The 26,750-nt window shown below is 55.0% G+C and carries 29 protein-coding genes and 1 tRNA gene; 15 read left to right on the top strand and 15 right to left on the bottom strand.

Going from position 1 to position 26,750, the window contains the following annotated elements; translation table 11 throughout:
• Window position 1 precedes the first annotated feature (1 nt).
• From rnc to M2120_RS03285, 4 genes are read right to left on the bottom strand one after another with little or no spacing between them, the layout of a single operon-like run.
• A complete protein-coding gene (gene rnc / locus M2120_RS03270; RefSeq protein WP_280797287.1) occupies window positions 2–709 on the bottom strand; it encodes a ribonuclease III in 708 nt (235 codons plus the stop codon).
• Window positions 710–732: 23 nt separating this feature from the next.
• Window positions 733–939, bottom strand: a complete 207-nt coding sequence (gene rpmF, locus M2120_RS03275) for a 50S ribosomal protein L32 (protein WP_280797288.1) — start codon at window positions 937–939, stop codon at window positions 733–735.
• Window positions 940–960: 21 nt separating this feature from the next.
• The gene (locus M2120_RS03280) at window positions 961–1,515 is read right to left on the bottom strand and encodes a YceD family protein (RefSeq protein WP_280797289.1); all 555 of its coding nucleotides are present in this window, start codon (window positions 1,513–1,515) and stop codon (window positions 961–963) included.
• Window positions 1,516–1,524: 9 nt separating this feature from the next.
• On the bottom strand, window positions 1,525–2,664 hold the full coding sequence (locus M2120_RS03285; RefSeq protein ID WP_280797290.1) for an acyltransferase family protein: 1,140 nt from the start codon (window positions 2,662–2,664) through the stop codon (window positions 1,525–1,527).
• Between the two features lie 72 nt (window positions 2,665–2,736).
• Between M2120_RS03285 and M2120_RS03290 the strand changes: the two genes are divergently transcribed.
• The 4 genes from M2120_RS03290 (at window position 2,737) to M2120_RS03305 (ending at window position 5,191) form a co-directional block, all read left to right on the top strand.
• Window positions 2,737–2,818, top strand: a tRNA-Leu gene (locus M2120_RS03290).
• Window positions 2,819–2,870: 52 nt separating this feature from the next.
• A complete protein-coding gene (locus tag M2120_RS03295) occupies window positions 2,871–3,518 on the top strand; it encodes a DedA family protein (RefSeq protein WP_280797291.1) in 648 nt (215 codons plus the stop codon).
• A gap of 42 nt (window positions 3,519–3,560) precedes the next feature.
• The gene (locus M2120_RS03300) at window positions 3,561–4,334 is read left to right on the top strand and encodes a DedA family protein (protein WP_280797292.1); all 774 of its coding nucleotides are present in this window, start codon (window positions 3,561–3,563) and stop codon (window positions 4,332–4,334) included.
• Window positions 4,335–4,336: 2 nt separating this feature from the next.
• On the top strand, window positions 4,337–5,191 hold the full coding sequence (locus M2120_RS03305) for a PhzF family phenazine biosynthesis protein (protein ID WP_280797293.1): 855 nt from the start codon (window positions 4,337–4,339) through the stop codon (window positions 5,189–5,191).
• Here the strand turns inward: M2120_RS03305 and M2120_RS03310 are convergent.
• Genes M2120_RS03310 through M2120_RS03330 form a run of 5 tightly spaced genes read right to left on the bottom strand, consistent with a single transcriptional unit; the run spans window position 5,188 to window position 8,321 of the window.
• Window positions 5,188–5,880, bottom strand: a complete 693-nt coding sequence (locus M2120_RS03310) for an SDR family NAD(P)-dependent oxidoreductase (RefSeq protein ID WP_280797294.1) — start codon at window positions 5,878–5,880, stop codon at window positions 5,188–5,190. The genes M2120_RS03305 and M2120_RS03310 overlap by 4 nt on opposite strands.
• Window positions 5,877–6,461, bottom strand: a complete 585-nt coding sequence (gene rdgB / locus M2120_RS03315) for an RdgB/HAM1 family non-canonical purine NTP pyrophosphatase (RefSeq protein ID WP_280797295.1) — start codon at window positions 6,459–6,461, stop codon at window positions 5,877–5,879. The genes M2120_RS03310 and rdgB overlap by 4 nt, the downstream gene beginning before the upstream one ends.
• A 3-nt stretch (window positions 6,462–6,464) precedes the next feature.
• On the bottom strand, window positions 6,465–7,199 hold the full coding sequence (gene rph / locus M2120_RS03320; protein WP_280797296.1) for a ribonuclease PH: 735 nt from the start codon (window positions 7,197–7,199) through the stop codon (window positions 6,465–6,467).
• Window positions 7,200–7,207: 8 nt separating this feature from the next.
• Entirely contained in the window at window positions 7,208–8,047 is an 840-nt protein-coding gene (gene murI, locus M2120_RS03325) for a glutamate racemase (RefSeq protein ID WP_280797297.1), read from the bottom strand.
• Window positions 8,040–8,321 carry a DUF3039 domain-containing protein gene (locus M2120_RS03330; protein WP_280797298.1) on the bottom strand — a complete coding sequence of 94 codons (282 nt, stop codon included), beginning with the start codon at window positions 8,319–8,321 and terminating at the stop codon, window positions 8,040–8,042. Before M2120_RS03330 ends, murI begins: the two co-directional genes overlap by 8 nt.
• Window positions 8,322–8,530: 209 nt before the next feature.
• Between M2120_RS03330 and M2120_RS03335 the strand changes: the two genes are divergently transcribed.
• From M2120_RS03335 to M2120_RS03345, 3 genes are read left to right on the top strand one after another with little or no spacing between them, the layout of a single operon-like run.
• Window positions 8,531–9,223, top strand: coding sequence for a phosphocholine cytidylyltransferase family protein (locus M2120_RS03335; protein ID WP_280797299.1), 693 nt, complete (start codon window positions 8,531–8,533; stop codon window positions 9,221–9,223).
• 35 nt (window positions 9,224–9,258) lie between these two features.
• Window positions 9,259–10,059: an ABC transporter permease gene (locus tag M2120_RS03340; RefSeq protein ID WP_280797300.1), complete on the top strand. Its 801-nt coding sequence runs from the start codon at window positions 9,259–9,261 to the stop codon at window positions 10,057–10,059.
• Window positions 10,059–10,802 carry an ABC transporter ATP-binding protein gene (locus M2120_RS03345; protein WP_280797301.1) on the top strand — a complete coding sequence of 248 codons (744 nt, stop codon included), beginning with the start codon at window positions 10,059–10,061 and terminating at the stop codon, window positions 10,800–10,802. The genes M2120_RS03340 and M2120_RS03345 overlap by 1 nt, the downstream gene beginning before the upstream one ends.
• Window positions 10,803–10,838: 36 nt before the next feature.
• Here the strand turns inward: M2120_RS03345 and M2120_RS03350 are convergent, their stop codons facing one another.
• The 3 genes from M2120_RS03350 to M2120_RS03360 form a co-directional block, all read right to left on the bottom strand.
• The gene (locus M2120_RS03350; RefSeq protein ID WP_280797302.1) at window positions 10,839–12,023 is read right to left on the bottom strand and encodes an acyl-CoA dehydrogenase family protein; all 1,185 of its coding nucleotides are present in this window, start codon (window positions 12,021–12,023) and stop codon (window positions 10,839–10,841) included.
• A gap of 43 nt (window positions 12,024–12,066) precedes the next feature.
• Entirely contained in the window at window positions 12,067–13,254 is a 1,188-nt protein-coding gene (locus tag M2120_RS03355; protein WP_280797303.1) for a CaiB/BaiF CoA transferase family protein, read from the bottom strand.
• 83 nt (window positions 13,255–13,337) lie between these two features.
• Entirely contained in the window at window positions 13,338–14,297 is a 960-nt protein-coding gene (locus tag M2120_RS03360) for an FAD-dependent oxidoreductase (RefSeq protein ID WP_280797304.1), read from the bottom strand.
• Between the two features lie 145 nt (window positions 14,298–14,442).
• Between M2120_RS03360 and M2120_RS03365 the strand changes: the two genes are divergently transcribed.
• Window positions 14,443–14,667, top strand: a complete 225-nt coding sequence (locus M2120_RS03365) for a DUF3107 domain-containing protein (protein WP_280797305.1) — start codon at window positions 14,443–14,445, stop codon at window positions 14,665–14,667.
• Window positions 14,668–14,685: 18 nt separating this feature from the next.
• On the opposite strand, the gene M2120_RS03370 is transcribed toward M2120_RS03365, so the two are convergent.
• Window positions 14,686–15,387 carry a ferritin-like fold-containing protein gene (locus M2120_RS03370; protein ID WP_280797306.1) on the bottom strand — a complete coding sequence of 234 codons (702 nt, stop codon included), beginning with the start codon at window positions 15,385–15,387 and terminating at the stop codon, window positions 14,686–14,688.
• Between the two features lie 158 nt (window positions 15,388–15,545).
• On the opposite strand from M2120_RS03370, the gene M2120_RS03375 reads away from it, so the two are divergent.
• Genes M2120_RS03375 through M2120_RS03390 form a run of 4 tightly spaced genes read left to right on the top strand, consistent with a single transcriptional unit; the run spans window position 15,546 to window position 18,502 of the window.
• Window positions 15,546–16,982: a DEAD/DEAH box helicase gene (locus M2120_RS03375; RefSeq protein ID WP_280797307.1), complete on the top strand. Its 1,437-nt coding sequence runs from the start codon at window positions 15,546–15,548 to the stop codon at window positions 16,980–16,982.
• A 4-nt stretch (window positions 16,983–16,986) separates the two neighbouring features.
• Window positions 16,987–17,694 carry a GAP family protein gene (locus M2120_RS03380; RefSeq protein WP_280797308.1) on the top strand — a complete coding sequence of 236 codons (708 nt, stop codon included), beginning with the start codon at window positions 16,987–16,989 and terminating at the stop codon, window positions 17,692–17,694.
• 57 nt (window positions 17,695–17,751) lie between these two features.
• Window positions 17,752–18,147 (top strand): DUF1622 domain-containing protein, encoded by a 396-nt coding sequence (locus tag M2120_RS03385; protein WP_280797309.1) that lies wholly within the window; start codon window positions 17,752–17,754, stop codon window positions 18,145–18,147.
• A 4-nt stretch (window positions 18,148–18,151) separates the two neighbouring features.
• Window positions 18,152–18,502: an antibiotic biosynthesis monooxygenase family protein gene (locus M2120_RS03390; protein WP_280797310.1), complete on the top strand. Its 351-nt coding sequence runs from the start codon at window positions 18,152–18,154 to the stop codon at window positions 18,500–18,502.
• On the opposite strand, the gene M2120_RS03395 is transcribed toward M2120_RS03390, so the two are convergent.
• A complete protein-coding gene (locus M2120_RS03395) occupies window positions 18,499–19,368 on the bottom strand; it encodes a PHP domain-containing protein (protein WP_280797311.1) in 870 nt (289 codons plus the stop codon). The genes M2120_RS03390 and M2120_RS03395 overlap by 4 nt on opposite strands.
• 68 nt (window positions 19,369–19,436) lie before the next feature.
• On the opposite strand from M2120_RS03395, the gene M2120_RS03400 reads away from it, so the two are divergent.
• Window positions 19,437–20,894 (top strand): aminopeptidase P family protein, encoded by a 1,458-nt coding sequence (locus tag M2120_RS03400; RefSeq protein WP_280797312.1) that lies wholly within the window; start codon window positions 19,437–19,439, stop codon window positions 20,892–20,894.
• A 4-nt stretch (window positions 20,895–20,898) separates the two neighbouring features.
• Here the strand turns inward: M2120_RS03400 and M2120_RS03405 are convergent, their stop codons facing one another.
• The gene (locus tag M2120_RS03405) at window positions 20,899–21,804 is read right to left on the bottom strand and encodes a LysR family transcriptional regulator (protein WP_280797313.1); all 906 of its coding nucleotides are present in this window, start codon (window positions 21,802–21,804) and stop codon (window positions 20,899–20,901) included.
• Between the two features lie 101 nt (window positions 21,805–21,905).
• Between M2120_RS03405 and M2120_RS03410 the strand changes: the two genes are divergently transcribed.
• Window positions 21,906–25,340 (top strand): bifunctional proline dehydrogenase/L-glutamate gamma-semialdehyde dehydrogenase, encoded by a 3,435-nt coding sequence (locus tag M2120_RS03410; RefSeq protein WP_280797314.1) that lies wholly within the window; start codon window positions 21,906–21,908, stop codon window positions 25,338–25,340.
• Between the two features lie 71 nt (window positions 25,341–25,411).
• Complete coding sequence (locus M2120_RS03415) at window positions 25,412–26,749, top strand: magnesium transporter MgtE N-terminal domain-containing protein (RefSeq protein ID WP_280797315.1); 1,338 nt, start codon at window positions 25,412–25,414, stop codon at window positions 26,747–26,749.
• The last annotated feature ends 1 nt before the right edge of the window (window position 26,750 follow it).

The raw sequence follows: 26,750 nt of genomic DNA on the forward strand, positions 1-26,750 counted from the left end.
CTTAGGCGTTCTCGCTGAGGATGGCCCATGCAGACAATGCTGCTGCCATCTCAGCATGTTTCTTGCTGGTACCACTTCCGGTGGCAGTAACGAACTCTCCAACGACAACGGTGGCTGTGAAGACTCGGGCGTGGTCTGGGCCATCGGCTTCAACCGAATACACCGGCACTGCATCGCCGAGTTTGGCAGCTGCTTCTTGCAGGCTGGTCTTGGGATCCATAGCTGCACCGAAACGCTCAGGGTTTTCCAGCAGTGGTTCGATCAAACGAAGCACGAGATCGTTAGCCACTTGAGGACCAGCAGTGAGATAGGCAGCACCAAACAGTGCCTCCACGGTGTCTGCCAGGATTGAATCCTTGTTGCGACCTCCAGTGAGTTCTTCACCGTTACCCAAGCGAATGTAATCACCTAGGCCAATACCTCTGGCAACTTCAGCCAAAGCGATAGTGGAGACCAAGGACGCCCGACGCTTCGCCAAATCCCCTTCATCAAGTTCAGGGTTGTTGGTGTAGAGCATGACGGTCACTGCTTGACCCAGCACCGAATCGCCTAAGAATTCCAGGCGCTCATTATGAGCAATGCCGCCATGTTCGTAGGCGAAGGAGCGGTGCGTCAAGGCAAGCTGATACAGCTCCCCGTCAAGGGGTATGCCAAGAGAACTCGAGAGACTCGAGAGATCGGTCTTGAGACCAGAAGCAGGAGAGCTCATGCTCACTCGCCTAGTAAGTGTGACTAAACGTCAGCTACCTTGCGGCCCTTGTACTCCATGAAGAGTGGGGTGCCAGCAGAGTCTTCAACAACCTTTGCGCGGTGAGGCAGGCTGTAGGAAACCTTGCCGTTAGCGTCAACGCTCTTGACGAGGGTGGCGGCTTCAGCCTTCCACTGTGAACGGCGCATGCGAGTGCTTGCTCGCGACATTTTGCGCTTGGGAACAGCCATGGCTATCTCTTCTCTTCTTGCTTACTTCTTATTACCGGTGCTTGTGTCACCGTTGTCTTCGGAAGCTCTCAGCTGGCTCAGCGCAGCCCATCTCGGGTCAATCGTCTCATCCAGCGCGGGATCCAGTGGTTTAGCCAAACGTTCACCAGTCTCAGGATCGAGACCAGCACAATCTGGACGGCATACCGGCTGGAACGGAAGTGCGAGCACTACCGCTTCCCTGACTAGAGGTTCAAGATCCACGTGGTCGTCGTGAACCTCATAATCAAATGCTTCGTCTACAGAATACGCGAAAAGTTCTTGAAATTCGACTTCGAGGTCTTGCTCGATGGGGTCAAGGCATCTTCCGCACTCCCCGACAGCTGTAGTTTCGACCTCTGCAGTGACCAAAATGCCATCTCCGAGGGACTCTAAACGCAGGTCGAGGTGAATGTTTTCGCCCGCAGGAACAGCAATGATTCCTTCGCCCAACTTTTCTGGCGCAGCAATATCAAGCTCACGCTCCCGGTGTTCACCGGGGCGGTGCATGAGGTCGAAGACCTCAATAGTGAAAGGAGTTTTGACGAATTTACTCACGGGATAAGTCTAGGGCTCAAGCCGGGAAGCAACTTTTCCTGTCAGACTTCGCCCAATGCGCTGCACTGGTTTTTCTACCAAAGTTCTCGCAATGAGGGTGAAGAGTATTGACACGATCGTGATGGCCACAGATTCGGTCAAGAAAAACACCACCCATTTGCCGGGAGGATACGGCCCACTTGGTGTTCCCAGCACAATGTTTGTCCACTGAATCAGTGGCTGGTGGAACACATACACACCAAATGAATAAGCACCCATAAAGGCCATGACTTTGGCTTTGCGTGTGCCAGGTGTGACTTCAAACTTGGTCAATTGCAAAATCAGGAACGCAAAGATGGGGGCAGCAAAGTAGGTGATGTTGTAGCGATACGAATCCCAGTGCCACGCATCTTCGATAAAGAACATCGAGACCACGAGCGCAATGGAGAGTGCAAAGAGCCACCAGTTACGAAAACGAGCAAGCTGGGGCAGATACTTTCTCAGCAGCAAGCCAATACCAAATCCAAGGAATGCGCGACCAACTGCTTCAAACCCTCGAATAGGTCCGCTGTATTCGATGAAGGAAGCATCTGAGGTCAAGCCATACCAGAGCATGAAGTAACCGGCAGCGATCGCTGCCAGGATTCCAAGTCCCCACTTAATCGCCGTCAGCGGTGCATACACAACGTTGGCAATCCACTCAGCAGACAGCGACCACAGCGGAACGTTGATAGCAATGGCGGCCGCGAGAAGCACCTGAAGCAGCAAGAACGCGATCAGCAAAATATGTGTGCGCTCATCGGCAGGCAGACCCACCAAGCTGCCATAGGGAGGGTTGAACTGGTCGCGACTGACCAATACGTCTCGTTCCCAATTCAAGGCAATCAATGCGGTAATCAGTGAAGTTACGGCAAGCGGCCAGAAACGGAATACACGCTTGAGAATAAATACTCCTGATGCGCGGCCTAACTGTTTTCCTCTGTGGGGCATGCTGGGCCAGAGCACAAAGCCGCTAAGCACGAAGAAAAAATCGACAAACAGGTAGAACGAAGCCAGCTGCTGGAAATCTTGTGTAGCACTTACGGTGACGTGAAATGCCAGCACACCCAAGGCGGCAACACCGCGCATCCCATCAAGGACAAGGAAGCGAGGCTGGGCTGTTGTGGTCACGAAAGTGAATCCTCTCAGGAGGGAGTGAGCGGAGAGAACCAGAATGACACATAAACTAGACAGGTAACACACGCGGGAGTGGTGAAATTGGTATACACGCCAGATTTAGGTTCTGGTGCCGAGAGGCGTGAGGGTTCAAGTCCCTTCTCCCGTACAAATACTTCGTAAGTCAATGAAGTTCGTAAGTCAATGAAGAAAGAGCACACATGCTTCACGCTTCCGCTTTAGACGGACAGATGGCTGACCTGTTCTCTCAAGTTGGTGTGGTTGTTTTTTACCTCGTGGTGTGGGGACTTGTTTTCGCGGGGACCGGTCTGTTCGTCGGTGCATTTATCCCCTTCATTACCGGTGACTCTCTCTTGTTTGCCTCTGGCTTGGTCACGGCAGCTACTCCCGAACTGAGTATCTGGATCTTGGGCCTTGGTGTGGGTATCGCTGCATTCGTTGGCGATCAAGTCGGCTTTGTGCTGGGTAGACACTTGGGCAGACCCTATTTGGATCGCAAGAGTGGACCGCGCATGAAGCGCATCATTGCGCGCGTGGATAAGTTTTATCAGTCCTACGGCTGGTGGTCAGTCGTCATTGCCCGATTCATTCCGTGGGCTCGTGTTTTCGTTCCCTGGGTTGCCGGCATCGGCAAGATGAACTACTTCAAGTTCCTCACCAGCAACTTCGTAGGTGCTGTTGCTTGGGGTATTGGTCTGACCTTGGTTGGCTACTACGCAGCGAGTATTCCCGGGGTAAAGGCAGCCGCCTATGTCATTGCTGGTTTCTTCATTACCGCGTCCATCATCTTCAGCATTCGGACCTGGGTTATTGAACGTCGCGATCGCGCGCAAAACACTGAGAACTAGCTGAAAGCACCCTCCATGCCCTGCCGGTAGGCTGGACGCATTATGCATACCGCGTTGATTCCTTGGCTTGACCCTGCAAACCTGATCGACGGGTTTGGTCCCTACGCCCTTCTCGGCGTTGCTTTCATCGTCTTCGCAGAGACTGGCCTCCTGGTTGGTTTCTTACTTCCAGGCGACACCCTGCTCATCTCTGCGGGTGTGCTCACCGTCACCGACACGTTCGGTGCCAACATCTTTGTAGTCTGTGCCGCCATTACTGCTGGTGCATTTTTCGGTGGTGAAGTCGGGTATCTCATTGGCCATAAATTTGGCCCGAGTGTGTTTGAGAAAAATGAGAGTGGCTTCTTCAGTAAGAAAAACGTAGAACGCACCAACGGCTTCTTCATTCGATACGGCGGTCTGGCCGTCATCATTGCGCGTTTCGTTCCTGTTGTGCGCACCTTCGCTCCTGTTGCCGCCGGTGTTGGCCACATGAACTACAAGAAATACACCCTCTATAACTTGATTGGCGCCATCATCTGGGGCTCCGGGTTGACCGCAATTGGTTATGGCGTGGGACACATTCCCGTCGTTGCTGACTTCGTTCAGAAATACATCGACATTGTGCTCTTGGGCGTTGTCGTGATCGTGCTGATCCCCAGCATCTATCACTACATCCAGGCCGTCATGAAGGCTCGTCGCGCCAAGAAGGAAGCTGCTTTCAAGCACACTCCCGAAGGTCATGTGGTTACGCATGAGGAAGCAGAGAAGCTTGTTCTCAAGCAAGATGACTTCCTACAAAAGCCTCACGGCAAGCACGACGCTGCCTCGAACTAGTCATGTCTGACACACACGTTCTTCGCCTCACGGCCTTTAGTGACGACCCTGAGGGAGGAAATCCGGCAGGGGTTGTTCTTAATGCTTCAGGCTTGAGCGATGCAGAGATGCTCTCCATCGCGCACGAAGTGGGCTATAGCGAAACGGCATTCCTCACTCCTCACACCGATGTTGAGAACAGCTACCAGATTCGTTACTTCACCCCCGAAGCTGAAGTAGCTTTCTGCGGTCATGCCACCATCGCTTCCGGTGTGGTTTTGGGCCGTGAATACGGTGACGGCGTCTATGAACTGAGCACCAATGCAGGTCCCGTGGAAGTGGATGTCACCGTTGCTGGCCAGGATGTGGTGGCAACGCTCACCTCTCCCCCAGCATCTGTTCAACCACTCGAGCATGATCTTCTCTATGACCTGCTCGATGCTCTGGATTGGGACGAGTCTGTTCTCGACACCCGTTTCACTCCCGCCGTGGGATTTGTGGGCAATGCCCACCCCATCGTGGTCCTGGACAGCCGAGAGACTCTCGCCTCGATGGACTATGACTTTGATGTCTTAGGCGATCTGATGAAAGAGCATGGCTGGACCACAATCCAGTTGGTGTATCCAGATGAGGGAGACCCCCACGGTCGCAGATGGCACTCACGCAACCCAGCACCTTCGGTCGGAATATATGAAGACCCTGCCACTGGTTCTGCCGCGGCAGCCTTAGGTGCCTATTTTCGTGACACCGGCATCTATGGCACGGGAGATCACGTCACCATTTTTCAAGGTGATGACATGGGGCGTCCCAGCTCAATCCTGCTCACTATTGGTGGTTCCAGAATGAAGATTTCTGGCACCGCAACAGATCTGAACTAGCTAAACGCTTCTACAGGAACATCCTTGTCATCGTTCACGATGGCAGCAACGATGCGCGCAGCAACAGCATCAGGATCCAGCCCCTGAGGCATTGCTGGTGCAACGCCAGCGATAGCGCGGGTGGCTAAACCTGTCTCAGTGTGAGGAGGTCTAGTGTCCACGACTCGAATGCCTTCACGGCGCAGTTCACGTTGCGCGGCAAACACAAACGCCTTGAGTCCCGCCTTGGAAGCACCGTAGGCAGCCATGCCTGCTGTGGGCATATCCGAAATCACTCCGGAGATGGTCAGCACGAATGGTTCACTGCCGGCGGCCTTCGCTGCGCCCAGTGCAGGAATGGCTTCTGTGATGAGCTCAATGGGGCTGGTTTGGTTGATTGCCTGCAGTTGCTGAAGAGTCTGGGCTTCAAGTTCAGAAACAGGACCAAAAGCAACAACGCCATGTGCTGCCACGATGCCATCTAATTGCCCCGCGGAAGTCACGGTGTGAATCAGTGACGTGGCAGCACCTGGCAAAGACAGATCAAGTGTGAACAACTCTGCAGGAATACCTAGTGCTTGGAGTGCATCAGCATTTCTCCCCGTGAGAACCAGGGAAGAACCTGCGTTGTGAAGTTGACGGGCAATGCGAGACCCCAGTGCACCGGTAGCACCGGTGACCAGGATTCTTTTACCAGCAACATCTGTCATGAACTCAACCTTTCTGCCAGGGCACGAAGCGCTCGAGCACGATGGCTCAGTGCATTCTTTTCTGCCGGGTCCAAGATAGCCGCAGTGACCTCATAACCTTCAGGAATGAAAATGGGGTCATAACCAAAGCCGTTGACGCCATGAACTTCCTTCGCCAGAGTTCCTGGCCAGTTGCCCACCACAACAAACTCTTCACTTGTCTCAGGGTTCACCACGGCAATATGGCAGGTGAAGTGTGCCCCACGATCCCCGTCTCGAACATCACTGAGTTGGTCCAGTAAGAGTTGGACATTTGCAGCATTGTCCTTCTTCGCTCCTGCCCAGCGGGCAGAGAAAATGCCAGGAGCACCGCCAAGAACTTCAACACACAAACCAGAATCATCCGAGAGCGAAGGTAGTCCCGTGTGAGCGGCAGCTGCCCGCGCTTTGATCAGCGCGTTCTCTGCAAAGCTCACACCGTCTTCAACAGGTTCTGGCCCGTCGTAACCAATGACGGTAATTCCTGGTATGAGCTCGCCCAAGATTGCATTGAATTCCTCAATCTTGTGCTGATTGTGGGTGGCGAGCACGAAGGTGTTCATAATTTAGGCAAGAGCCTGAAGTTGGAAGTTGGTGAGGTCTTCAGCACCGGCAACGGCCAAGTCCAGAAGCGAGTTCAACTCATTGCGGTCGAAAGGTGCGCCTTCAGCAGTTCCCTGAACTTCAACAAAGAGTCCGCGACCGGTGACCACGACATTCATGTCGGTCTCCGCGCGGACATCTTCGACATAGGCGAGGTCAAGCATGGGTGTGCCATCAATAATGCCCACCGATACGGCAGCAACACTGTCGATGAGGGGTTCTGCATTCTTGGCGATGTGTCCGTTTTCCTTGCCCCACGCGATTGCTTCGGCGAGCGCGACATAGGCGCCAGTGATTGCTGCGGTTCGAGTGCCACCATCTGCCTGCAATACATCGCAGTCAATCACGATGGTGTTTTCACCGAGTGCCTTGGTGTTGACCACAGCACGCAGTGAGCGGCCAATCAGTCGCGAAATTTCGTGGGTGCGGCCACCAATCTTTCCCTTAACCGCTTCACGATCCATGCGAGAGTTGGTGGAGCGAGGAATCATGGCGTATTCGGCGGTGACCCAGCCTTTACCCTTGCCCGTCATCCATCGGGGAACACCTGGGGTGAAGGATGCAGTGCACAACACTTTGGTCTTGCCGAAAGAGATCAGCGCAGAACCTTCTGCTTGTTCACTCCAGCCGCGCTCAATAGTGATTTCACGAAGCTGGTTGACGTCGCGCCCGTCTGCACGGGTGATGTTCTCAGACATAGGTTCCTTTAGTTGTGGGGAAGATTAATAGCGCCGGTGGGGGTGTAATCCACGGTGAAGACATGAGGTCCTAGAAAAAGCGAGGATAAACGCAGGAACTCTGCTGTGTTATCTCCGGTTGCTTCATAACGATAGGTGGGAGGAGTGGGGTCTATTCGGTCCAGCTCACGGTTTACCAGCTCGCGATATACATCTTTCGCCGTCTCGTTATCACTGGAAACCAGTCGCACGTGATCGCCCATGACATAGGAGATAGCTCCACGAAGGAAGGGGTAGTGCGTGCAGCCGAGCACCAAGGTGTCTACTTCAGCCTTGATGAGCGGCTGGAGGTATTCGCGAGCAACGTGGAGCACGTCTGCTCCACTGGTTTGACCAGCTTCAACGAATTCCACGAAGCGTGGGGCTGCCTGGGTGAAGAGTTCTAGCTGCGGAGCTGCAGCAAAGGCATCGTTATAGGCGCGGGAGTTGATAGTTGCGGTAGTCCCAATCACACCGATGCGGTTGTTGCGTGTGGCAGCTAGCGCTCCGCGCACTGCCGGCTGAATGACTTCCACCACGGGAACGTCATAGCGTTCGCGAGCATCGCGCAGCATGGCAGCACTGGCGGTGTTGCACGCAATAACGAGCATCTTGACGCCTTGATCCACCAGTTGGTCCATGACGTTGAGGGAGTAGGTGCGCACATCAGCGATGCTCTTAGTTCCATAAGGCGAGTGTGCGGTGTCACCGATGTAGGTGATGGATTCGTGTGGAAGTGAATCTCGAATAGCGCGGGCGACAGTCAGGCCTCCCACCCCGGAGTCGAAGACTCCGATTGGGGCGTTGCGGTTGAACTGGCCGCTAGTCATTCGCCATCTTTTCGTAGATCTCTTTACAGGTCTGGCAAATGGGGAACTTCTCCGGGTCGCGTCCGGGCGTCCACTTCTTGCCACACAGTGCCTTCACTGGCTTGCCAGAAAGTGCCGACTTGAGGATGTCATCCTTTTTCACGTAGTGAGAGAAACGATCGTGGTCGCCGTCTTCTAATTGCTCATTACGTAGCAGTTCTTCGAGCTCACGGTCGAGCGTTGCCGTGCCGCCACCGGTCTCCAGTGGAGTGCCATCAGGGAATGTCGGGCTCATATGCCAATTCTATGAGGCGGAAGCCGCCTGAGAGAACCCTGTGTAAACAGTCACGAAAGGGCAACAAACACCGCAAATGTCTAGATTTTTCAGGTAAACGCGGAGTAAACTGAACATGACATAACGGGGTGTCGTTTCTATCGACATTTTCTGATGCCCGTTTTGCTTCTTCCCTGGTGCATCGAAGACACCACTCAAGGAGATTTACTATGACTACGCAGGTTGTCATTCTTGCTGCCGGCATGGGTAGCCGTCTGGGCCGCTCGCTACCTAAGCCACTGACTGAACTCAGCGACGGCCGCACCATTATGCAGCAGCAGATGGAGAACATTCGCTTTGCTTTCGGTGCAGACGTGCACATCACCGTTGTTGTCGGCTACAAGCTCGAGCACATCATCGAAGCATTCCCCGATGTGAACTTTGTCTACAACGAACAGTACGACACCACCAACACCTCCAAGTCGTTGATGCGTGCACTGCGTGCGTCCAGCACCGGTGGGGTTCTGTGGATGAACGGTGACGTGGTCTTTGACCCAGCAGCACTCGTGCGTGCTTCTGAATGGATCGTTCGCGACCAGTCCTTCGTCTCGGTCAACACTTCTTCTGTCTCTGACGAAGAGGTCAAGTACACCACCACTGCCGAGGGATACATCAAGGAACTCTCCAAGACCGTCAAGGGTGGTCTGGGTGAGGCTGTAGGTATCAACTACATCTCCGCCAAGGACAAGGCAGTGCTGTTGCGTCAGCTCACCAAGGTGAACGATCAGGACTACTTCGAGCGTGGTCTTGAGCTGGCCATCGAACAGGACGGTGTCCTGGTTGAGCCCGTCGACATCTCAGACCTCTACGCAGTCGAAATTGACTTCGCCGAGGACCTTGAGCGCGCCAACCTCTTCGTCTAAGCCCAATACAGCTTTCTAGTCGTAGGCTCTATTTCGTGAGCGCAGTTATTGAACAGTCGCCGTATCAACGGTCTTCTTTTGCGCGCTATCGTCACGCCCTGTGGCTACTCACCAGACGTGACCTCAAGGTTCGCTACTCCACCAGCGCACTGGGCTATCTGTGGTCCATTCTCGATCCACTCATTATGAGCGGGATTTATTGGTTTATTTTCACGCAGGTGTTCCACCGCGCAGCGGGCACAGAACCCTATATCGTCTTCCTGCTTGCTGGTTTGCTGCCGTGGATGTGGTTCAACAGCGCGGTCTCTGATTCCACTCGCGCATTCCTCAAGTCAGCAAAGCTGGTTCGCTCCACCGCAATTCCTCGCAGTATCTGGGTGGCAAGCATCACCCTAGGCAAGGGCATTGAGTTTTTACTTTCCCTGCCCGTACTAGCTATCTTTGCCATCCTTGCTGGTGCCCAGCTCAGCTGGGAAGTGATCTACTTCCCACTCGCTATTGCCCTCCAGGCCATTCTCACCTTTGGCATCGGCTTGATTGTTGCCCCACTTGTGGTGTTCTTCCGTGATCTTGAACGCGTGATCAAGCTATTCCTGCGTTTCTTGTTCTATGCCTCGCCTATCATTTATGCCTTCAGTGATCTGCCTGCTGCCATCCAGCCGTGGGCAGCCTTCAACCCACTGGCTGGCATCTTTGATCTCTATCGCGCTGCCTTCTTCCCTGAGGAACTGAACTGGGCTGTGGTGGGCGTTTCCGCCGCCATGTCAGTAGTGATTTTGATTGCAGGACTCTGGGTATTTACACGTGCTGAACGATCTGTATTGAAGGAGATCTAATGACTTCTTCAGCTGTTATTTCTGTCAGCGATGCGGGCATCCGTTTCCGCCGCAACCACAAGGGACGCCGTTCCTTCAAAGACTTGTTCTCCAGTAAGTCCCGCCGTTCAAAGCCCAACGAATTCTGGGCCTTGCAGCATGTGAGCTTCGAGGTTCACCCCGGTGAAGCTATTGGCGTGGTGGGACGCAACGGTCAGGGTAAATCAACCCTGCTCAAGCTCGTTGCGAACGTACTCATCCCCGATGAGGGTCGCGTCAGCGTCAACGCAGGTGTTGCTCCCCTGATTGAAATCACCGGTGGCTTTGTTGACGACCTCACCGTTCGTGACAATGTGTATCTCACGGCAGGTCTGCACGGCATGACCCGGGAACAAGTTGCTGCCAAATTCGACGACATCATTGAATTCGCCGAAATCGAAGACTTCCTCGACACCCCCTACAAGCACCTCTCCAGTGGCATGAAGGTTCGTCTTGCCTTCTCGGTGGTGACCAGCCTGGAAGAACCAGTCTTGCTGGTGGATGAAGTGCTGGCCGTGGGAGATAAGTCTTTCCGCAACAAGTGCTACCGCCGCATTGAAGAAATGCTAGGCGAAGGCCGCACGCTCTTCTTCGTTTCTCACAGCGAAGGCGACCTCAAGCGTTTTTGCACGAGAGGTCTCTATCTCGACAAGGGCTCCCTCAAGCTCGATGGACCCATCGAAGCCGTGTTGGATGCCTATAACGAAGATTACCCAGGCCTCTAGGCCTGGGTAATTCCTCTGGTTACTTCTGTTCTTGCGTTAGCTAAACGCGTTGAGCCCGGTTAGAGCCCGGCCCACCACCAGCTGGTGAATCTCGTCAGTGCCCTCATAGGTGCGCACTGATTCCAGGTTGGCCATGTGACGCATCACAGGGAACTCTCCGGTTATACCGTCACCGCCCAAGATGGTGCGTGCTTCACGAGCAATCTTGAGTGCTTCACGAACACTGTTGAGCTTGCCCACACTAATTTGGGCCAGGTTGAGTGTTCCCGCATCCTTTTGACGCCCGATGTGAAGGGCGAGCAAAACACCCTTCTCGTATTCGAGCGTCATGTCCGCAAGCTTGGCTTGAGTGAGCTGGAAAGCACCGATGGGCTGCCCGAATACTTCACGCTGCTTGGAGCGAGTAATCGCTGCGTCCAAGCAGGCACGAGCTGCTCCCATGGCGCCCCAGATGATGCCATAGCGTGCCTCGTTGAGGCAGCCGAATGGACCAGAGAGCCCCTTGGCGTTGGGCAAGATGGCATCTGCTGGCAGGCGAACATCCTGGAGGTCAATCTCACACTGGATGGAGGCACGCATGGAGAGTTTGCCATCGATTGCGGTTGCAGTGAATCCAGGTGTGTCGGTGGGAACGATGAAGCCGCGCACGCCTTCATCGGTCATCGCCCAGATGATAGCGATGTCTGCCAGTGTGGCAAGGCCGATCCAACGCTTGGCACCGTTGATTACCCACTGGTCACCGTCTCGAACTGCCGTGGTCTTCATGTTTGCAGGGTCTGAACCACCGTGTGGTTCGGTCAGACCGAAGCAGCCAAGTTTTTCACCCTTGGCCATCTGAGGCAGCCAGTGGTTCTTCTGTTCTTCGGTTCCGTATTTATAAATCGCTGACATGGCAAGTGAGCCCATGACCGAGACGAAGGTGCGCCAACCGCTGTCGACGGCTTCCATTTCAAGGCAGACCAGGCCGTAGCTCACAGCAGATGCGCCCGCGCAACCGTAGCCCTTGAGGTGCATGCCTAGGAAACCCTGCTCAGCAATGAGGGGAATGAGCTCCTTGCGGAAGTACTTCTTATCGAAGTCATCCTCAATCACTGGGCGAATGTGGGTCTGGGCAAAGGTGCGTGCCTTCATCGCCCACTCGACTTCTTCCGGCTTCAACAGGGCGTGGAAGTCAAAGACTTCGTCCATGACAGAAACATCAGGGAATGCGTTCGTGCTCATTGTTTTCCTTACCTTCAGTCACTGACCCGAAGCAACTTGATTGTCACTTCTCGAGCCAGCTGACGTCTTCACTATGCTCCCCCAATGAGGGTGGAGCAAGCCTGTAACTGGCACCACGGCCAGGAATATGGATGGGATTGACCACTTGCTTGAAGGCATGGTCACCTTCTGCGGTGGGAATCTCCACCACCGCATCCATCTCAAGTGAGTCTGCAAAATCAAAAGCTTCTGGCACGGTGTTCACCAGACCACTGGGCACACCCTCCGCACTCAACACTGCAACCCAGTGGGCAGCAGGCCGTGTTGTGAGAACTGCTTCCAGCTCAACCCCAAGCTGCTCTCGATGTGTTGCACGGCTGGGGTTATCACAAAAGCGCGGGTCTGTAGCAAGGTGTTCGATACCTAGTAGTCGCACGAGTGTGTGGAACTGTTTGTCATTACCCACGGCAATGAGCAGAGGTCGATCAGACGCTTCATAGAGTTCATAGGGAGAAATACTGGGGTGAGCATTACCGAGTCTCACCGGGGTCACTCCGGCATTCAGTGCTGCCGAGGCCTGGTTCGTCATGGCGGCAAGAAGGGTTGTCATCAGGTCAACGTGAATCAGTTGACCTTTCCACTGACCGGGCTGCGTCGAGGCAAGAGCATCCTCACGCGCCTTGAGAGCGAGCAAGATTCCTTGCACTGCATTCATGCCCGTCATGATGTCAATGAGAGCAACGCCCACCTTGGTGGGACCACCATCTTGTGGACCGGTCACACTCATCAGACCGCCCAGTGCCTGCACGAGCAGGTCATAACCGGCCAATGAAGCACCCTTGCCGGAGCCAAACCCGGTAATCGAGCAGTAGATGATGCCGGGATTGATTTTCTGCGCTTCCTCAAAGTTGAAACCCAGTTTGGTCATGACACCTGGACGGAAGTTCTCAATCACCACATCAGCGGTCGCAAGAAGTTCTCGCGCCTTCTGGTTACCTTCCTCAGTGCGCAGGTCAAGAATGACCGAGCGCTTGTTTCTGTTCACGCTGGAGTAGTAGGTGGAGACGCCCTGGGCATCTACCGGTGGACGCCATCCTCGGGTGTCATCACCATCTGCGCTTTCGATCTTGATCACATCAGCGCCAAAGTCAGCCAAGGTCATCGTGGCATAGGGGCCGGCAAGGACTCGGGAGAAATCGAGTACGCGTATACCTGAGAGGATGCCACCATCGGCGTGAGCAGCTACTGCCATATCGCCATCCTACGCTGGCTAACAGAGTCGTTCGGGCAAGAAAGACCTCAGTGGAAAACACTCATGCTCCCCAGAGAGGGCTACTACTGGAGCACACCTTCAAACAGTGCCAGCACGTCCTGCGCACAACCCCAGGAGAGGGTGTAACCAGCACCGCCATGGCCGTAGTTGTGAATGACCACACCGCCATTCATCTGCTCAGTTTCAAGGCGCACTTCATCACGCGCAGGCCGCAGTCCCACCTTCACATCCAGCACGTTCACGTCAGTAAAAGCAGGAGATAACGCAGCAACCTTGCGCAAGATTTCTGCGGTGTCTTCCTCATCAACCTCAGTGTTCCAATTATTGGCTTGGGTTGTTCCGCCCAACACAACATCATCAATACGGGGAGCGATGAGAGAAAGACCAGATGCAGTTTCTGACACCACGATGTCTGAGAAGGAGTTCAGCGCTGCCCTGACAACCTGCCCCCTCACGGGATACACCCGCGCATCTCCACACAGCTGGCGAGAGCCAAGTCCGGTGCAATTAATCACCACGGGGTTAGCCACGCAAGCTTCTGAGAATTCACTGACTTCTCTGATGGTGATCACACCGCCGAGTTCAGTGAAGACATCCACCAACCAGCGCATATAGACCTCACTGTCCATCAGCACCACGTCTGTTTGGTATCCATCCACATAGCCTGGCGGCAGCTCATCAGGTAGCGCATGACGATATGCATCAACCGCATCTGCCCACCAGGGTTCTCCCACCGGTTCTTCAAAAAGTTCGATGAAGCTGCGCATCATGCAGCCACTTCGTGGATCAGATAGTGCGAATTCTTTGAGATAGTCGTGCGTGTTTTTGCTCCAGGTAATCGCCTTGTCCCGTGGATTACACAGATAGGGATACCACAGCGCAGCCGCCACATCACTGGTGGTGTGAGGAGGGACATCCTTCGCCCAGATCTCCACCGAGTAGCCCTGCTTGAGCAACACAATGCCAACCGAGAGCCCCGAAACCCCTGCGCCCAAGATGAGTGCATCGAACGATGTCTTCATCTGGCCTCCACAGGTTTTATTCGGTAATTCATTATGGCCATGTGTGGAAGAAGTTACTCTCTGCGCGAAAGCAGGGTTTGTGAATATCTTCTGCTCAGTTTTTTGTCATAGTGTTGGACTCGTTCGGATTACGAAAGGTCTTCACATGGAAATTCGCATTGGCATGATCAACACTTCACGCGAGATTGGCCTGGAGACTTCACAATCCGCTGAGCAGGTTGAAGCGCTTGTCACCCAGGCACTCACCGGAAGCTCCCCTGTGCTCAAGCTCACCGACGACAAGGGCAAGGTTTACCTGGTTGCAACCGGAAACATTGCCTTCGTTGAGGTTGGTTCTGACCAGAACCGCCGCATCGGCTTTGTTGGCTAAGCCAACACCACTACTTTTCTAGGCAGTAAGGCCTAGTTCATCCATGCGGCGCGAGTGCGCAGCAATGAGATCGGTGAATACCGGCTCAATACGCAGTTCGTCATCTGCCTTGTTATCGGACATGAGCAAGGCTGAGCGGGCAACGAGCTGAGTGTCACCCACCAGACGACGTCCCCACACAGCTAGACGTGACGACAGGGTTGGGTCTTGGTCAATACCTTGCTTGAGCAGTGCCACAATCACTTCAGCTGAGCGGTCAGTCTCCAGCAAGATTTCAACGCGTCCCGCTAGTGCCTTGGGCAGACCTGGAACCAAACGGACGAAGAAGTCATCGAGGAAACCTGCGGTGAGATAAACACCCAGCAGCATTTCATACCAGTCACGACCACTGGTGAGCTGTTCAAACTTGTCAATGGCAGGGGCGAAAGGCTCCATCGCCTCGGCAGGATCAACCTTCTTCTTACGAAGTTCGGCAACTAAGCCGTGGTGCTTGGCCAGAACTTCTCCGGCAGCAGCACTGAGACCTTCCTTGGCTTCAAGCGAAGGAGCAGCGGTCACCGCGCGAGTCAACGACTCGAAGACAGCGAGTTCGAAGTAGGCAACCTGGCCTAGGTAGGGCACAACATCAGGGGTCATATCCCCCAGGTCAACCTTGTCTTCGCGTTCAACCTTCTCTTGGCGAGGCTTGAGGGTAGGCGCAACGACGTTGCGCTTACGCATGCCAAACCAAGAAAAGACCACGGAACAAGCTTATGCCTTCTCGGGCATATGAGTAAGGCGAGATAGGCTTGTGATGTCGCTACCGGCAACGGATCGGTAGCCCTACGCCTGACGTGACGGATAAAAAGGCGTAGAACCTTTTATACGACAGGCATTTTGTGACTTTTGCAGATTTAAACATCGACGCTGACATTGTTGAGGCGTTGGCTTCCAAGGGAATTACTGAACCATTCCCTATTCAAGAACAGACCATCCCTCTCGCCCTTGGCGGCCAGGACATCATTGGTCAGGCCAAGACTGGTACTGGTAAAACCTTTGGTTTTGGTTTGCCTATCATCCAGCGCCTAGGAACCAACCCTGACCCCGGTGTGAAGGTGCTGGTTGTTGTTCCCACACGTGAACTGTGTGTTCAGGTTGCCGAAGATATGGAATTGGCCACCTCCAACCGTGAAACCAAGGTTGTGTCCATTTACGGCGGCAAGTCCTATGAGGGTCAGGTTGAACAGCTTAAGGCTGGTGCCCAGATTGTGGTGGGAACCCCGGGTCGTTTGCTCGACCTCGCAAACCAGCGTTTGCTGTCGCTGTCCGAAATCGAAGAAATCGTTCTCGATGAGGCAGACAAGATGCTCGATTTGGGCTTCTTGGCTGATATCGAGAAGATCTTCTCGCAGACACCACCCAAGCGTCACACCATGCTGTTCTCAGCAACCATGCCTGGTCCTATCGTGGCACTGGCCAGACGCTTCATGAACAACCCCATTCACATTCGTGCCACCGATCCTGATGAGGGTCTCACTCAAGCCAACATCAAGCACGTGATTTACCGCGCCCACAACATGGACAAGGACGAGGTCATTGCTCGTATTTTGCAGGCAGAGGGTCGCGGAAAGACTGTCATCTTTACCCGTACCAAGCGTGCCGCTTCACGCCTTGTTGAAGAGCTCACCGACCGCGGCTTCCCTGCCGTTGCCGTCCACGGTGATCTCAACCAGGAACAGCGCGAACGCGGCATGGCCCAGTTCAAGTCGGGCAAGAAAGAAATCCTCATTGCAACCGACGTTGCTGCCAGAGGCATTGACGTTGATGACGTGACCCACGTCATCAACCACACCATTCCTGATGAGGACCAGACCTACTTGCACCGTGCAGGTCGTACGGGTCGTGCCGGCAAGACCGGTACCGCGGTCACCTTCGTGGACTGGGAAGACCTGCACAAATGGGCCTTGATCAACAAGGCACTTGAATTCGGTCAGCCCGAACCTGTAGAAACCTACTCTTCGTCCCCACACCTCTACACCGACCTCAACATCCCTGCAGATGCCAAGGGTCGACTGAAGTCCACTCCTCCCACCAAGACCGAGAATGGCCACACGGGTCGCCAGCGTGAAGGTCAGAAGAGCGCAAGTTCAGGCGATCGTAATCGTCGCCGAGTGAACAATCCATCTAAGCACGTCAGCCCCGAAGGCACCCACGGTGTTGCCGGTGGCGCTCACGATGGTCGCGGAGAAGAACACCACGACGGGAACAACCCGTCACGCACCCGCACACGTAACCGTCGCCGCGGCCCAGGTCTTAGCGGAGCACAAGTAAAGTAACTCCATGAACATTGGTGCGGCTGAGATAGAGGTGTTGGTGCGGGTCATTCCTCTTGCCATCGGTGCTTCTTTCACTCCGTCACTTCTGGGGTTACAGCTGCTCTCCACTAGTTCGCCCAAGTGGATCCGTCGCAGTATTGCCGTTGCCAGCGGTTCAGGAATAGCTTTTCTGCTGGCCTGTATTCTGCTGACCGCAGGTTTTGCATCCCTTCCCCACCCCGCACCACACTCTCCCGACATCATCGGCGGCTTCATCTGGAGCCTGGCAGCTGTTGTCTTGGCAGGTGTCACCGTGTGGTTATTTCTGCCTCACCCAGATCTAGCTAAGAAGGCAGAGCAGGGGCTCACTAAGCGCATTACCCGCGCAAATACGGTCACCTTCTTTGCTTTCGCCTTTGCGCTGAGTATCAAAGACATCACCAGCTTTGCCATGTTGGTTCCTGCAATCCATGACGTCACTGCTGCACAGATTCCGTGGTGGCTACAACTGCCCACCATCGTGTTGATTTATGTCATTGCAATGGTGCCTGTGTTGTTGCCACCACTGTGGCGTGCAATTCGCGGAGAAAAAGGTAACGTTCAGCTCACTCGCTTGTTCCGATACACAATGGATCACCAATTCAAGATCCTGGGTGTGATCTCAGCACTGTTCGCAATCTATTGCTTCATCATTGCCATCGGCCCCAAAGAGTTCGCCCTGGTGAACTGGTAGTAGTTACGACAAACAGAACAACCCTTAGTTCTTCCCCGAGCAATTACACTCACATACATGGACCCCGCAGGTTTTTTCACACTCGCTGTAGAAATCTTTGATGTACTCGGCGTCGTCGTTATTTGCGTTGGCACGCTGATTGCTGCCGTGTTTGCACTGCGCAAGCTGTTCTCAGGCGAATCTCATGCAGCTCTACAGGTCTTCCGAGACATGATGGGCGGAGCGATTTTGCTCGGCCTTGAAGTATTCGTTGCTGGTGACCTCATTAAGACCATCACGCAAACCCCCACAATTGATTCGGTGATCGTCCTCGGCCTCATCGTTCTCGTTCGAACCATCTTGAGCTTCACCATTCAAATCGAAATCGAGGGAACCCTGCCCTGGCGGCGCGCACTGCTCACCAGTGGTGCCTCCGTTGCTGCACGTGCTGCCCGTGAGTCCACAGGAAAGTAGAAAAATGTTTGCTGCACAGTTCATTTTCAAGCCCGGCACCTACGACGATGAGTTCTATCAGCTAGATGACGCCATCGAAGAATTCGTACAGGCCATGCCAGGATTTTTGGGCGTGGAAAAGTGGGTCAGTGCCGATGGCACGACAAAGAACTCCATCTATTACTTCGCCGATAAACAAACCCTCACTGAGTTCTCTCGCTTCCCCCAGCATCTCACCGCCAAAGCAGGTGTTCAGCGCTGGTATGACGCATATGAAGTCGTCATTTCAGAAGTAGTTGCCAGCTATGGCGATGGAAAGATTCCCAGCATTGCCTCCAGCGTCAAAGGCAAGGGAACGTTTTATTCCACGAACTAGGCAGGGTAGGTCGGTGCTGAGCCGGTGCCCTGCTCAATAATCTTGGCGAGCATCTCTGGCTCTGTCGTGTTTTCACCGGGCTGATTCGGCTTGCCCGTTCCGTGATAGTCACTTGAACCGGTCATGATCAATCCGCGCTCAATACACAGCTCGCGCAGAATAGTTTTGCCCGGTTCCATGTTTTCGCGGTGTTCAATTTCATAACCGCCCAAGCCTGCATCAATGAGTCGATCGATGTATTCCATCGGGGCGACTCGTCCCCTCGTAGTGGGGTGGGCCATCACAGGAACTCCCCCAGCAGCGCGGATCAACTTCACCGCAGAGACGGGATCCAATGCGTATTGGGAGACGTAGTAGGGGCCATTCTTGGAAAGAATTCCATCAAATGCTTCCCCGCGTTCACTAATAATCCCCTGAGCAACAAGGGCGTCAGCTAGATGCGGACGGCCCAGAGATTTCCCTGAAGCGGCAACCTGTTCCATCACGTGGTCCCAGGTGATGTCGTAATCTGCGCTGACGTTTTCTGTCATTTGGCGCAGGCGGTTCTCTCGATCATTTTGTAATTTGTCGAGTTCTTCGGCCAGTGGAGCAAAGTCTGGATCAACGAGATAGGCCAGGATATGGATGCTGCCGTGTTCAATACGAGAACTAAACTCCATGCCGGGAATAAATGTCATTCCTAATCGCTGGCATTCCTCACGGGCTTCATCCCAGCCATCGGCGGTGTCGTGATCGGTCAACGCCATCGTGCGAATACCCGCAGCGTGTGCTTCACGCACCACCTCAGCAGGTGAACCAGTGCCATCAGAGACGTTGCTGTGGAGATGAAGGTCAATGGGACCTTGGGCTCGTAAGAATGCTTCCACCCTTTCACTCTATGCCTGTCTGGGGATTACGCAGACCTTTCCCCAGCTGAAGGTGCGAGACTAGAAACATGAACTCCGAAGCTGCAAAGAACGAGACAATCCAGGGCACAGCTAATCGCTCCACCACCCCCGGCTCTGACACGTTCAAGCACTACATCTCAAGCCAGTGGGCTGATCGCCCCGAGGAGATTCCTGCACCGTGCGAGCAGGCAGCATATGCTGCAGCTCGCCGCGCCAAGCTCAGTGAGATGTATCCGGGTAAGCGAATTGTGATTCCTGCTGGCAGCATGAAGCGCCGCAGTAATGACACCTTCTATGCCTTCCGTGCTGACTCTGCATTTAGTTGGCTAACCGGGTGGGGTTCTGACTCAGAACCAGACTCTGTTCTGGTGATGGAACCCACCGCAACTGGCCATGACGCCACCCTGTTTTTCCGCGAGCGCGCAGGGCGCGACTCTGATGAGTTTTATGCCAACAGCGACATTGGTGAGTTCTGGATTGGTCCACGGCCTTCCCTGGCACAAGTTGCCGGTGACCTTGGCATTGCCACCAAGCACCTGGATGAACTTCCTGCCAAGGATAAAGAAGTCACTGAACTTCCTGAAGAACTAGCTCGTGATCTCTCTGAAATGCGCCTGGTCAAAGACGAGTATGAAATCTCCGAAATGCGTGAAGCGGTTGCTTCCAGTATTCGAGGCTTTGCCGACATCGCCCGCGTGCTTCCAGCCATTGCTGGCAACAAGCGTGGTGAGCGCATGGTGGAGGGTGCTTTTGCTTCGCGTGCTCGCCTCGAAGGCAATGGTGTGGGTTATGGCACTATCGCTGCCAGCGGAGCCCACGCATGCATCCTGCACTGGGTGACCAACGATGGTGTGGTCAACAACGGGGACCTGATTCTCATCGACGCCGGTGTTGAGCGCGACAGCTACTACACCGCCGATGTCACCCGAACCCTGCCGGTTGATGGCACGTTCACCCCGATTCAGCGCAAGGTCTATGAAGCTGTGCGCGAGGCAGCAGACGCTGCGTTCGCGATTGTGAAGCCCGGCATCACCTTCCGCGATGTTCACAACACTGCAATGGGTGTCATTGCCAAGAAGACTGCCGAGTGGGGACTCATTCCTGTCACCGCCGAAGAGGCCCTCCTTCCCGAGAATGGTCACCACCGTCGATATATGGTTCATGGCACCAGCCACCACTTAGGTATTGACGTGCATGACTGTTCTGAAGCTCGTCGTGAAATGTATATGGACGGGATTGTCAAAGAAGGCATGATCTTCACCATCGAACCTGGTCTCTATTTCCAGCCAGATGACCTGACCGTGCCTGAGGAATACCGAGGTATTGGCGTGCGCATTGAGGATGACATCCTGGTCACCGCTACCGGTGCCGAGAACCTCACTATTGCTCTTCCGCGCACCGCGGATGATGTTGAAGCATGGCTTGCACCTCACGTTGCTGCCGCCAAGGCACACAAAGCAGCACTGGTGAAAGCGGAAGCTCTCGCGAAGAAGAAGCGCAAATAAACCTTTAGTCAGGGTTCACTAACGCTGCCGTGCGTGAGAGTACGTCCCTGCACACCACGATGGCGGGACTTTTCGCACTCGCCCGACGTGCAGCGGTAAATACTGTTCGGCGAGGATTGCCCGGTAGTTCAATGAGTTCAACCGTCACAGGTCTTCCCACCCACGCCAAGCCGGTCAGTAACGCCACGGCATTGCCAGACTCGACTAAACGAATGTGAGCTTGGATATCCGCAGTTTCAAATTGAACATCAGGTTCAAACCCTGCTTGGCGGCATGCTTGCTCTGCCCAGTGTCGTGAAGCCGTTCCCCTGGGCTCCATCACCCAGGGCAAACCGGCAGTATCAGCAAGGTTCTTGATGTTGTTCTCACGAACGAGCTTGGCCGAGACACCCAACCGAATGGGGTCGGTGGTCAGATCTACGCGGTCAAGTTCAGGATGCCGCGGTGCGGCATGGCCAGGATATTGCTCAGCAATAACCAGGTCGAAATCTCTCGTCCAGGTGGCATGCAGTGCTGCTTCAGGTTCTTGTTGCGTGACCTCGAGGCGCATCTCGGGATATTCCGAGCGAACAAGTGTCAAAGCATCTGGCAATAGCGCGAGCGCTGCCGACTGGAATACCGCTAAGCGCACCAAACCGGCAGGACGTTCGAGCGAGGTGGTGACCTCAGCTTCTGCTTGTTCAAGAACTTCCAGCACCGTGGAGGTGTGTGTAACCAGAATCTCTGCCTGAGGTGTCAATGTGACACGACGACCGCTCTTTCGAAGTAGGGGGACTCCTACTTCTTTTTCCAACAGCGCAAGCTGCTGGGAAACTGCAGAAGGGCTGTAGTTCAGGGCTTCTGCAACCTCGGCCAGGGTGCCACGAAGCTTCACTTCACGCAGAAGTCTTAGGCGACGCAGATCAAGCATGAGGGTCCTTGAGGTCAGGAGTAATTAGTTAAGTAATTCTAATGAGTATTAGTAACTTTTGTGCGCTTTATCTTAAGTCTTAGGGACGCCAGACTAGAGCCATGACCGCAGATGCTCTCTCCCCCCAACTTGCTACTGACTCCATCGCCCTCGTGCGCAAATGGTTGACCGAAGCACAAGACTTCCCTGTTGATTCCAGCGCAGTGATGCTGGCGGGAGTGTTGAAGGATCCCAATGGTCTTGCCTTCACCGTGGGGTTCGTTGATGGCGTTGTGCGCCCCGAAGACTTGCGCGTTGCCGCCCGCAACCTCAAAGAGCTTGCCCCCAAGGTTCCCGCGTTCTTGCCTTGGTATATGCGCGCTGCCGTTCGACTCGGTGGAGCATTCGCACCTGTTCTTCCTGGAGTCGTTATTCCCATTGCGCGCAAGGTGTTGCGCAACATGGTGGGACACCTCATCGTCGATGCCACCGATGCCAAGCTGGGTGGCGCTATTGCCAAGCTTCGTAAGCCAGGGGTTCGCCTCAACGTGAACCTGCTCGGTGAAGCAGTACTCGGCGAGCGCGAAGCAGCTCGCCGCCTGGAAGGCACTCGTGCACTGCTGGCCCGTGACGATGTGGACTACGTCTCGATCAAGGTCTCTTCCACCGTTGCACCTCACTCTGCGTGGGCATTCGAGCAGGATGTTGAGCACGTGGTTGAGCGTCTGCTCCCCCTGTTCCACCTCGCTGCCGAGAGCCCCACTCCCAAGTTCATCAACTTGGACATGGAAGAGTTCAAGGATCTCGACATCACCATTGCGGTGTTTACCCGCATCTTGGACCGTCCAGAACTGTTGAACCTTGAAGCCGGCATCGTGCTCCAGGCCTACCTCCCTGATGCTCTTGCTGCCATGATGCAGCTGCAGGAATGGTCTGCAGCTCGTCGTGCTCGCGGCGGCGCAGGCATCAAGGTTCGCGTGGTCAAGGGGGCGAACCTACCCATGGAGCGCGTGGAAGCTGCACTGCACGACTGGCCTCTGGCGACCTGGCACACCAAGCAGGACAGTGACACAAACTACAAGCGCGTCATCAACTACGCCCTGCACCCTGACCGCATTGGCAACGTCCGTATTGGTGTTGCCGGTCACAACCTCTTTGACGTTGCCTATGCCTGGCTTCTTGCAGGCATGCGCGGCGTTCAGTCCGGTATTGAATTCGAGATGCTGCTAGGTATGGCTCAAGGTCAAGCAGAAGCAGTCAAGAAGGACGTTGGCGGACTCCTGCTCTACACACCTGTAGTTCACCCAGCTGAGTTCGATGTGGCTATTGCCTACCTGATCCGCCGCCTCGAAGAAGGTGCTTCGCAAGACAACTTCATGTCTGCCGTATTTGAGTTGGCAGCCAACGAAGCCCTGTTCGAACGCGAACAGACCCGTTTCTTGAACTCTCTGGCCGAGCTTGATGACAGTGTTCCTGCTTCACACCGCGTGCAAGACCGCACCAAGTCCGCCACACCCATGCCAACTGACCACTTTAAAAACGCGGCAGATACTGACCCTGCCATTGCCGCTAACCGCGCCTGGGGTGATGCGATCATCTCTCGCATTGCCACCTCACAGCTGGGTAATGACATCGTTGCGGCCAACACCGTCAACACCGAAGCAGAACTCGAGGCAGTCTTCGCTACCGCAACGGGCTCAGGTGCAAGCTGGCGTCAGAAGTCCGCTGTAGAGCGTGCCGAGATACTCCACCGCGCAGGTGAAGTTCTCGAAGCACGTCGTGCTGAACTGATGGAGGTTGCCGCGAGCGAAACCGGCAAGACACTCGACCAGTCAGACCCTGAAGTTACCGAAGCAATCGACTTCGCTCACTACTACGCAGAACAGGCAAAGAAGCTCGAGCGTATCTCTGGTGCTGAGTTTGTTCCTGCAGGCCTGACTGTGGTTACTCCACCCTGGAACTTCCCTGTGGCAATTCCTGCAGGGTCCACCCTTGCTGCTCTGGCAGCTGGTTCTCCCGTAATTATCAAGCCCGCTGCCCAAGCACGTCGCTGTGGTGCAGTGATGGTTGAAGCTCTCTGGGAGGCAGGTGTTCCCCGCGATGCTCTCCAGTTGGTCAACATGGGTGACCACGCACTGGGAAGCAAGCTCATCTCTGACCCCCGCGTTGACCGCGTGATCCTCACCGGTGGGTATGAAACTGCAGAACTCTTCCGTTCCCTGCGACACGATCTGCCACTACTTGCAGAAACCAGCGGTAAGAACGCCATCATCGTGACCCCCAGTGCAGACCTCGACCTCGCTGCAAAGGACGTGATCTACTCAGCCTTTGGTCACGCCGGCCAGAAGTGTTCCGCTGCTTCACTGGTGATTCTGGTGGGTTCTGTGGCAACCTCTCAGCGTTTCCGCAACCAGCTCATTGACGGTGTTTCCAGCCTCAAAGTTGGCTACCCTCAGGATGCCACCACCCAGATGGGTCCCATCATTGAGCCTGCCAAGGGCAAGCTGCTCTCTGCACTAACCTCTGTGGGCAAGGGCGAGAAGTGGTTGGTTGAGCCCAAGCAGCTCGATGACTCCGGCAAGCTGTGGTCACCTGGTGTGCGCGACGGAGTCAAGGCAGGCAGTGAATACCACCTGACCGAATACTTCGGTCCAGTCCTCGGCATCATGACCGCGCGCACCCTCGACGAAGCCATCACCATGGTCAATGCCATCGACTACGGCCTCACTTCGGGCATCCACTCCCTGGATGCTGACGAAGTGGGCCAGTGGCTCGAGACCATCCAGGCCGGAAACCTGTATGTCAACCGTGGCACCACCGGTGCCATCGTTCAGCGCCAGCCCTTCGGCGGATGGAAGAAATCTGCTGTGGGCGCAGGAACCAAGGCAGGTGGCCCCAACTACCTCTTTGGTCTCGGCTCATGGAACATTGCTGCTACGGCAGATATTGGCCAGGCACCCGTCTCTACTCACGTCAACACCTTGATTGACGCTATTGAGCGTTCAGAAACACTCAATGGTGGCGAACTGGCCTGGATTCGCCAGGCAGCCAGCCTGGACCAGTTCTCCTGGTCCACCGAGTTTGGTCAGGCACTGGATGTTTCCCAGCTGGGTGTGGAGCGTAATGTCTTCCGTTACCGCCCCGTCCCCACTCGCATTCGCTTGATGGAGAACGGCAACCCGGTTGAACTCTTCCGTGTTGTCCTTGCCGCGATGCGTGCTGAATCAGACTTCACCATCTCGGTTCCAGCCAACTTCGGTGAGCGTTACCTCTGGGCACTACAGGCAACCGGTATTCGCGTAGATCAGCGCTCTGATGGCGCTTGGCTGACCAGCCTGAACGAGCAAGACCTCACCAATGCACGCATTCGCCTCATTGGCGGCACGGCTGCACAGGTCACCGCTGCGACCAACGGTCGCCCCGATGTTGCTGTCTATGCAGGTCCTGTTCTTCTGGCAGGACGCGTGGAAATGCTTCCCTTCCTGCGCGAGCAGGCAGTGAGCATCACTGCACACCGTTTTGGAACACCCAATCACCTCAGTGATGCACTGATCTAAGACAGATATTCACACATTGTTTGCGCTCCCTCGAGGGGGCGCAAACAATGCTTAACGGGTAGGTTAGAGACGTGACAGGAACACGAGTATTTGTTGCGCGCCTAACAGGCAGCGGAGTATTTGATCCAGCCGGTGACCGCCTGGGTCGTATTCGTGATGTCCTCGTGGTCTATCGCAAGGACAATGCTCCTCGTGTTGTGGGACTTCTGGCCGAACTTCCCGGCAAGCGTCGTGTGTTTATTTCCATCGGACGCGTCTCCAGCATTGGTAGCGGCCAGGTCATCACCACGGGCCCGATTTCGGACCGTAAGTTCGAACAGCGCGGTGGCGAAGTTCGCCTCCTTGCAGAATTTTTAGGCCGTAAGGTCACCTTCAACGACGGTTCCGGCGAAGCCGAAATCGAAGACGCGTCGATTGAAGAGACCGGTCCCGGCGAGTGGGCAATCAGCCAGCTGTTTGTGCGCCGTCCACGTCAAAGCGGAGCACCCTTCGCTAAGGGACCCACTGCTCTTGTTCCCTGGTCCTTGATCACGGAAAAGACCGAAGCCGGCGAACCTCAGTCCGCTGAAGCCCTCATTGCTTCCTACTCAGAACTGCGCCCTGCAGACTTGGCAACCACCTTGCTGGATCTACCCCAAGAGCGCATGCTCGAGGTTGCCGAAGAGCTGCCCGATGACCGTCTGGCTGACGTTCTCGAGGAGATGGACGAGAGCGACCAGATTGAGATCATGGCGCAGCTCGACGACGAGCGTGCTGCAGACGTTCTGGACGAGATGGAGCCCGATGACGCGGCCGACCTCATCGCCCAGCTACCTGAAGAACGTGGTGAACACCTTCTTGACTTGATGGAGCCCGAAGAGGCAGACGACGTTCGTCTGCTGCTGAGCTTCGGAGCAGACACCGCTGGTGGTCTGATGACCCCCGAGCCCATCATTTTGTCGGCAGAATCAACCGTGGCCGAAGGCTTGGCCATGATTCGTCGCAATGAGACCGCACCTGCCTTAGCAGCGGCGGTCTGCATCACACTGCCTCCCTACGAATCTCCCACCGGGCGCTTCTTAGGCATGGTTCACTTCCAGCGCATGCTGCGCTATCCACCACACGAGCGCTTGGGTGCCCTGATTGATCCAGGTCTCGAGCCCATCTCGGTGGACACTCCAGCAGCTGAAGTGTCACGTATTTTGGCCAGCTACAACCTGGTTTCTGTCCCCGTCATCGACGATGCACACCGACTCGTCGGTGTGGTCACCGTGGATGACGTGCTCGACTATCTCCTCCCCGATGACTGGCGCAGCCATGACGATGAGGACACCCCTGCTTCGGCAGCGATGAGTAAACGCGCGCCCAAGAAGCGCACCGCAACAAAAACTTCTGCAGTAAAGCCCGCAAGCCGAGGAAGGAGGGGCTGAC

Source organism: Aurantimicrobium minutum (assembly GCF_029893825.1).
Classification (GTDB): domain Bacteria; phylum Actinomycetota; class Actinomycetes; order Actinomycetales; family Microbacteriaceae; genus Aurantimicrobium; species Aurantimicrobium minutum_C.